This is a genomic window from Mucilaginibacter sp. (genome assembly GCF_036568825.1).
Classification (GTDB): domain Bacteria; phylum Bacteroidota; class Bacteroidia; order Sphingobacteriales; family Sphingobacteriaceae; genus Mucilaginibacter.
The window spans coordinates 1-6980 of record NZ_DATCRU010000084.1; the positions used below are offsets into that span (position 1 = coordinate 1).

The following is a 6980-nucleotide window of genomic DNA, read 5'->3' on the forward strand; positions in this document are numbered from 1 at the left end:
CAGAATTTACAGAATTTTTAAATTTTCAGAATGGTGTCGCCAAAATTTTGCAATTCTTTAATTCTGTAAATTCTGATTCAGACAAAAAATCTATTACTTTTAAGCCTCAACATTTAAAGCTTTAAACCAATGACCTACCTGCCCTCTAAAGACAGATACAAAAACATGATATACCGTCGCTGCGGTCGCAGCGGCATTAAATTACCGGCTGTTTCGCTGGGCCTGTGGCACAACTTCGGCGGTGTGGATGTGATGGAAAATTTCCGTAAAATACTTCATCTGGCGTTTGACAGCGGCATTACACATTTCGACCTGGCTAATAACTATGGCCCGCCGCCGGGATCAGCTGAAGAGAATTTTGGGATACTCCTGAAAAAAGATTTCAGTGGTTATCGTGACGAGATGATCATCTCGAGCAAGGCAGGTTATACCATGTGGGATGGCCCTTATGGCGACTGGGGTTCAAAAAAATATTTGGTATCCAGCCTAGACCAAAGCTTAAAACGTATGGGGTTGGATTATGTAGACATCTTCTATCATCACCGTCCTGACCCCGAAACACCGTTGGAAGAAACCATGAGCGCACTTGATCTGATCGTTCGCCAGGGTAAAGCGCTGTATGCTGGTGTGTCCAATTACCCTGCTGCTGAAGCTGAAAAAGCATTTGCGATATTAAAACGATTAGGAACGCCCTGCCTGATCCATCAGCCTAAATACTCTATGTTTGAACGTTGGGTTGAAGGCGGTTTATTAGACGTATTGGAAAAAGATGGTGTGGGCTGTATTCCATTCTCGCCATTGGCGCAAGGTCTATTGACTAACAAATACCTGCATGGCATTCCGCAAGATTCAAGAGCTGCAAAATCAACCGGCTTTTTACAAGAAGGCCAGGTAACCGAGCAACGGGTAAGCCAGGCAAGGCAACTGAACGATATCGCTTCTCAGCGCGGTCAGACATTAGCCCAAATGGCTTTAGCATGGCTGCTGAAAGATCATCGCGTTACTTCGGTATTGATTGGCGCCAGCAGATCTGAACAATTGGCTGATTCGCTGAAGTGTTTGGATAATATCGAGTTTTCAAAAGAGGAGTTGGATAAGATCGAGGGTATTTTGAAATAAGCATACGTCGTGCGGACTCACCCCGAATGCTCCGCTAGCCAGCGGATGTTCGACCCTCTCTCCGCTACGCGGAAAGAGGGTAAAAAAAATAAAAAACCCTTCTTTTCGCGCAGCGAAGAGAAGGTGGTCGAGCGTAGCAATGACCGGATGAGTCAACTGTGCGATATGCATTTAACAATAAACTAAATGGATAACATCAACTGGGGTATCATTGGCTGCGGTAACGTGACCGAAAAAAAGAGCGGACAGGCTTATAATAAAATACACAACAGCAGGCTGGTAGCCGTGATGCGGCGCAATGCCGCAAAAGCTGCCGATTATGCTGCAAGGCACAACGTTGGCCGCTGGTATGACGATGCTGAAAAATTATTAAATGATCCTGAAGTTAATGCAGTTTCTGTGGCCACGCCGCCGGTCAATCACCTGGAGTATGCGATTGCTGCTTTGAAAAAAGGCTTGGGCGTTTATGTAGAAAAACCAGTTACCCGCAACGCACAAGAGGCACAAGCCATGGCTGATGCCGTGAAAGAATATAATGGCAAACTCACCGTAGCTCATTACCGCCGGGCTTTGCCGATGTTTCTGTATGTGAAGGAATTGCTAGATAATCAAACTATCGGTGAGGTACGAACTGTTCAGATCAGGATGTGGAAAAGTTTGAGGCCGGACCTGATCGCCAACTCGGAAACCAACTGGCGGGTTTTGCCGGAACTGTCCGGCGGCGGATATTTTCATGACCTGGCTCCTCATCAACTAGACCTGATGCTGTATTATTTCGGCGAACCCGAGAAATATCATGGATACTCTTTAAACCAGTCGAAAGCGAATCCGGCTGATGACCATGTTTGCGGAGAGATCGTTTTTAAAAATGGCGTGGTGGTAAACGGTTCCTGGTCATTTAATGTAGTCGAAAGCGAAGTAGTGGATAGCTGCGAGATCATCGGCACCAAAGGACGAATCACCTTCCCCTTCTTCGGCACTTTTGTAAGCTGGAGAAACATTTATGAAGAGCAAACGGTAAACTTCACCCATCCTGAACACATTCAGCAACCTATGATTGAAAAGATCGTAAACTACTTCAGGGATAAAGGGCCAAACCCCTGTCCTATTGAAGAAGCGGTGACGCTGATGAAGATATTGGACGCATTTACAACTTAATTAATATTTTATATGACCGACCTAACCTTATCCTTCCCGAAAATGCCTGAAAATGCTGAGAAAAGCATTACCAGGCCATCAAAACAATTTAAAAAGAGCACTTACAAAGTAATTGGTGCGATAGTATCTTTCGTGCTTGTCTATATCTTACTGCTCATTTCAGCTACGGCCATTGCAATAGCAATGGGTTGGATAGGCATTGCAATGATGATGGCTGTGAGCAACTTTCTTGTTCTTGCACTTGGTTTGGGGCTTATACTTTCCGGACTAATGCTTGTATTTTTCCTTATCAAATTCATTTTTGCAAAAAGGGAAAAACCAATTACCGGTCACGAAATAAAGGAGCATGAGCATCCGGAACTATTCAGTTTTATTCGCAAAGTAACTGATGAGGTCGGGACCAATTATCCTAAACATGTTTACCTGACCAATGAGGTAAATGCAAGTGCATCATTCAGGCCAAATTTTTGGAGCTTATTCATGCCGATCAGAAAAAGCCTGACTATCGGGCTTGGTTTGGTGAATAGTGTTAATCAATCGGAATTTAAAACGGTATTGGCGCATGAGTTCGGCCATTTCTCGCAAAGAAGCATGCGCTTTGGCAGTTATGTATATCACTTGAACAGGGCATTGTACAATTTATTGTATGAGAATACAGGTTACCATAAAGCATTAAATGCCTGGGGAAGAACGCACTGGGTTCTTCGTTTCGCAGCTATGATCAATGTTTATATCGTTAGAGGCATCCAGGAGATTCTCCGGAAGATGTACATTTTTATTAATAAGAGCTACATGCAGCTGTCCCGGCAAATGGAATTTCATGCGGATACCATTGCAGCTTATGCGAGCGGCGGCAACAACGTGGTTTCATCATTAAGAAGAATTGAAATCGGTGATACCTGCTACAACCAAATGTTCGGTATCATCAATTCAGAACTTGCAGAAAATCAGCGCCCGGCTAATATTTATGAATTGCACTCGGTATTTATAAAAAACTATGCCGATGATTATAATTTGCAAACGGATAAAAATGGCTTACCGGTAGCCGACAAAAAGATCGACGCTCTCGACAACGTACAGGTTACGCTCGATAACCAATGGGCTTCTCACCCCGACCTGGAAGACCGTGAAAACAACGTAGGTCAGTTGAACTTGCATTCTCCGGTTGTAAATGAATCGCCATGGAAACTATTTAATAATCCACTGGAGTTGCAAACGCATTTTAGTGATTTGATATATGAAGACGTAAAATCAAAAGAAGAATTGGCAATCGTCGACATCAAACTAATTGAAGAGCATTTGGAAAATGAAAAAGTCGCCAATTCATTTAACAAAGCATATAAGGGTTTTTATAATAGCCGTTTACTCACTGTCTTTAATTTCGACGAGGTATTGGCGGAGGACTCTGAAAATGACCTGAAACATTTCGATGATCTTTTCAGTGATGAAAATAGTAATGCGCCTAAGCTCATCAATGCGCTAAACCTGGATATAGCAAAGCTCACCACACTTATCGAAAGTAAGGGTGATCATATAAGGTCGTTTGACTTTAGAGGTGTAAAATATTATCCTAAAGATGCTGAAAATATAAAGGAGCAACTTACAAATGAGCTTAAAGAGAAAGAAGCACGGCTGACGGCCCTCGATAAAAATATTTTCAGAATGTTTTATAAAGCGTCATCGACTGATGAGCTGAAAAAGCAATTAATAACACATTACGAAAAGGTGTTTAAATATCAAACCGAAGCAATTCAGGATTTTGACAATTATAACACTGTGATGAGTGCAGTAAGTCCCGTTTATGGCCGTATGGCATTAAATGATATTTATGCGACAGTGAATCACATCTATGCTGTAGAAAAGGACGTAAAGCCCCGGATGACCGAGGTACTCGCCGAACCGGATACAGCGTTTTTCATCAACGAAAATCAATCGGAAATATTGGATAAGTATCTGAAAAACAAATACACCTATTTCCTGGAACCAAAATATGATAACCAGGCATTAGGTATTCTTAACAATGCGATGAATATGTATGTGGACGTGTTATACCGGAGAAATCATCAATTTAAAAAAGACCTTTTTGATTTTCAGTTAGAGTTGATCGATTAAAAATAATTTGTAGAGGCTGTCTGAACTATGATTTGAATGATTAAATGAAAACTTTTATCTTAAATAACATGAAAATCATAGTAAGTCAAAAAATCATTCAAATCATAGTTAAGACAAAAATCAAGATTTTTTCTTAGGCACTTTCGCCCCTTCTTTCCGTGCTTCTGACAAGCCTATGGCTACTGCCTGTTTTTTACTGGTTACTTTTTTACCGCTGCCGCTTTTTAGCTTGCCTTCTTTCATTTCGTGCATGGTTTTCTCAACCTTTTCGCCTGCTTTTTCTGAATATTTTGCCATGGTTGTATTTTTTATAATAGATGATAATTAATCAACAAACAGCGGCCGGAACGGTTTTTATCACCGGGTTGATTACCTTTACGAACAATGAAACCGATAGCTGAGAGCGAACTAATATTAAATAAAGATGGCAGCGTTTATCACCTGCATTTATTACCGGAAGACCTGGCTGATACCGTAATAACCGTTGGCGATCCGGACCGCGTACCCAGGGTAAGCCGCTATTTTGATACGATCGAACTCAAGAAATCAAAACGGGAATTTGTTACCCATACAGGTACCATCAATGGGAAAAGAATAACCGTTATGTCAAGCGGGATCAGCACGGACAATATTGATATCGTATTGAATGAGCTCGACGCATTGGTTAATATCGATCTGAAGGCACGCTTACCCAAAACACAATTACGGAAATTGAATATTATCCGTATCGGAACATCGGGTACTATACAGGCTGATATACCTGTCGATAGTTTGCTGGTTTCCAAAGCTGCATTTGGGCTGGATACTTTAATGCATTATTACAAGCGGGAGAATACGGAGCCTGAACAGCAATTATTAAATGCGCTTAAACAGGCCTTGCCAAAGGATGGTGGCTTTGTTCCTTACATTGCATCGGCGGATAAAGGACTATTAGCTAAACTTGGCCACGATACATTGCAAGGCATAACCTTTACCGCACCCGGATTCTATGCTCCGCAGGGGCGAGAAGTAAGGGCTCATACCGCACACCCCGAGTTTATGAATGCGCTGCAGCAATTTGACCTAAACGGGCAACGTATTACGAACCTTGAAATGGAAACCGCCGGTATTTACGGACTTTCAGCCGTTTTGGGGCACAGGGCAATATCATTCAATGTAATATTAGCCAACCGCTCAACACTAACCTTTAGTAAACAGCCTGAAAAAATAGTAGATAATTACATCCGTCAGCTACTGGAGAGAATTGCGGATATTTTATAAGTAATGATAATTATCGCTATCTTCAAAGAACAAAAACCGCATTACCCCTATGAGCGTTAAAAAAGTTGCCGCCCCGTTTTACGAAAAGCTTTCACTGGTATTAGTTGGTCTTATCGCCCTCGGCTACCTGGTTATTTTAGGTAAAGACCTGCTGGATCCGCTCATCTTCGGTTTTCTGTTTGCTATCCTACTGCTGCCAATATGTAATTTCTTTGAAAAGAAGTTTAAGCTTCACCGTAGTCTTGCCTCGCTCATATCTATTCTACTGCTGGTAGCCTTTATAGGCTTTATACTGTACCTGGTAGGATCCCAAATATCAAGGGTGGCTGACGATTGGCCAATGCTGAAAAAGCAGGTGGGGCAATCGGTAGACGACATTCGGCAATGGATACAAGATAGCTTTCATATCAATATGGATAAACAAATGGATTATGTGCACGATGCTACCAATAAACTGATGGCCTCGGGCGGAAACGTCATCGGTACCACTCTAGGGGCAGTATCATCGTTAATGCTATTCTATTCTTTTATCTTGATTTTTACCTTCCTGGTATTGCTTTACAGGCGCTTGTTATTGCGCTTCCTGGTGTGGGTTTTCAGGGATGATAACTCGCCAATTGTATATGACATCGTTACTAATATCCAGAGTATCCTCAGAAAATACATTTTGGGGCTTCTGCTCGAAATGGTAGTGGTTTCAACCATTGCCTGCACCATTTTTTTGCTGATCGGCATTAAATATGCTATGCTGCTCGGTCTGATCGTAGGCTTGTTTAATATCGTACCTTATGTAGGGATATTTACTGCCTTGTTCCTGAGTTCGCTCATCACATTTGCAACCGGCAATCCGCAGAATGTATTGTATGTGATAATAAGCGTAATTATCTTACACGCAGTAGATTCAAACATCCTGTTACCAACCATAGTGGGTTCAAAAGTGCGGTTAAATGCCTTGATATCCTTCCTCGGCATTGTGATTGGCGAAATGATCTGGGGGCTGTCGGGCATGTTCCTGGCTATACCGGTGATCGCTATCCTGAAGATCATTTTCGATCGGATAGAAAGCCTGAAACCATGGGGATTCCTCTTTGGTGGGGAGTATGAATACAAAAAGTCGGCGGAAAAGGCGATGAAAACCGAATGATCAGTGCGACATGGTTAACTGGTAAACCTTGAAAAATAGCGTTGCACAATATGCCATTAGTATCAGGGTATTGATAACAAGTAACCAGTTTGAATCGGGCTCTTTGTATTTATGTATCATGCAACGGATCAGGAAATAAACAAATCCGCCAACCAGAACTATAGGAAAAACAAACAACCACTTACTG

6 protein-coding genes and 1 pseudogene are annotated in these 6980 nt (G+C 42.1%); 5 read left to right on the forward strand and 2 right to left on the reverse strand.

Annotated features, from left to right (window positions below; translation table 11 throughout):
• The first annotated feature begins 129 nt into the window (after positions 1-129).
• From mgrA to VIM89_RS18470, 3 genes are all read left to right on the forward strand, one after another.
• Positions 130-1119 (forward strand): L-glyceraldehyde 3-phosphate reductase, encoded by a 990-nt coding sequence (mgrA, locus tag VIM89_RS18460; protein ID WP_488157657.1) that lies wholly within the window; start codon positions 130-132, stop codon positions 1117-1119.
• A 186-nt stretch (positions 1120-1305) separates the two neighbouring features.
• Complete coding sequence (locus VIM89_RS18465; RefSeq protein ID WP_488157658.1) at positions 1306-2277, forward strand: Gfo/Idh/MocA family protein; 972 nt, start codon at positions 1306-1308, stop codon at positions 2275-2277.
• Between the two features lie 12 nt (positions 2278-2289).
• Positions 2290-4389 carry a M48 family metalloprotease gene (locus VIM89_RS18470; RefSeq protein ID WP_488157659.1) on the forward strand — a complete coding sequence of 700 codons (2100 nt, stop codon included), beginning with the start codon at positions 2290-2292 and terminating at the stop codon, positions 4387-4389.
• Positions 4390-4509: 120 nt separating this feature from the next.
• Here VIM89_RS18470 and VIM89_RS18475 read toward each other — a convergent pair whose 3' ends face one another.
• Positions 4510-4686 carry a DUF6496 domain-containing protein gene (locus tag VIM89_RS18475; RefSeq protein WP_167516215.1) on the reverse strand — a complete coding sequence of 59 codons (177 nt, stop codon included), beginning with the start codon at positions 4684-4686 and terminating at the stop codon, positions 4510-4512.
• 87 nt (positions 4687-4773) lie between these two features.
• On the opposite strand from VIM89_RS18475, the gene VIM89_RS18480 reads away from it, so the two are divergent.
• The gene (locus VIM89_RS18480) at positions 4774-5649 is read left to right on the forward strand and encodes a nucleoside phosphorylase (RefSeq protein ID WP_488157660.1); all 876 of its coding nucleotides are present in this window, start codon (positions 4774-4776) and stop codon (positions 5647-5649) included.
• Between the two features lie 49 nt (positions 5650-5698).
• Entirely contained in the window at positions 5699-6793 is a 1095-nt protein-coding gene (locus VIM89_RS18485; protein WP_488157661.1) for an AI-2E family transporter, read from the forward strand.
• On the opposite strand, the pseudogene VIM89_RS18490 reads toward VIM89_RS18485, so the two are convergent.
• Positions 6794-6980 (reverse strand): annotated as a pseudogene (locus VIM89_RS18490) (hypothetical protein); the annotation flags it as partial.

What these genes read in the sequence shown, in the direction of transcription:
- VIM89_RS18470 (WP_488157659.1), top strand. Translation starts at nt 2,290, where the DNA reads ATGACCGACCTAACCTTATCCTTCCCGAAAATGCCTGAAAATGCTGAG.
- VIM89_RS18465 (WP_488157658.1), top strand. Translation starts at nt 1,306, where the DNA reads ATGGATAACATCAACTGGGGTATCATTGGCTGCGGTAACGTGACCGAA.
- VIM89_RS18485 (WP_488157661.1), top strand. Translation starts at nt 5,699, where the DNA reads ATGAGCGTTAAAAAAGTTGCCGCCCCGTTTTACGAAAAGCTTTCACTG.
- mgrA (WP_488157657.1), top strand. Translation starts at nt 130, where the DNA reads ATGACCTACCTGCCCTCTAAAGACAGATACAAAAACATGATATACCGT.
- VIM89_RS18475 (WP_167516215.1), bottom strand. Translation starts at nt 4,686, where the DNA reads ATGGCAAAATATTCAGAAAAAGCAGGCGAAAAGGTTGAGAAAACCATG.
- VIM89_RS18480 (WP_488157660.1), top strand. Translation starts at nt 4,774, where the DNA reads ATGAAACCGATAGCTGAGAGCGAACTAATATTAAATAAAGATGGCAGC.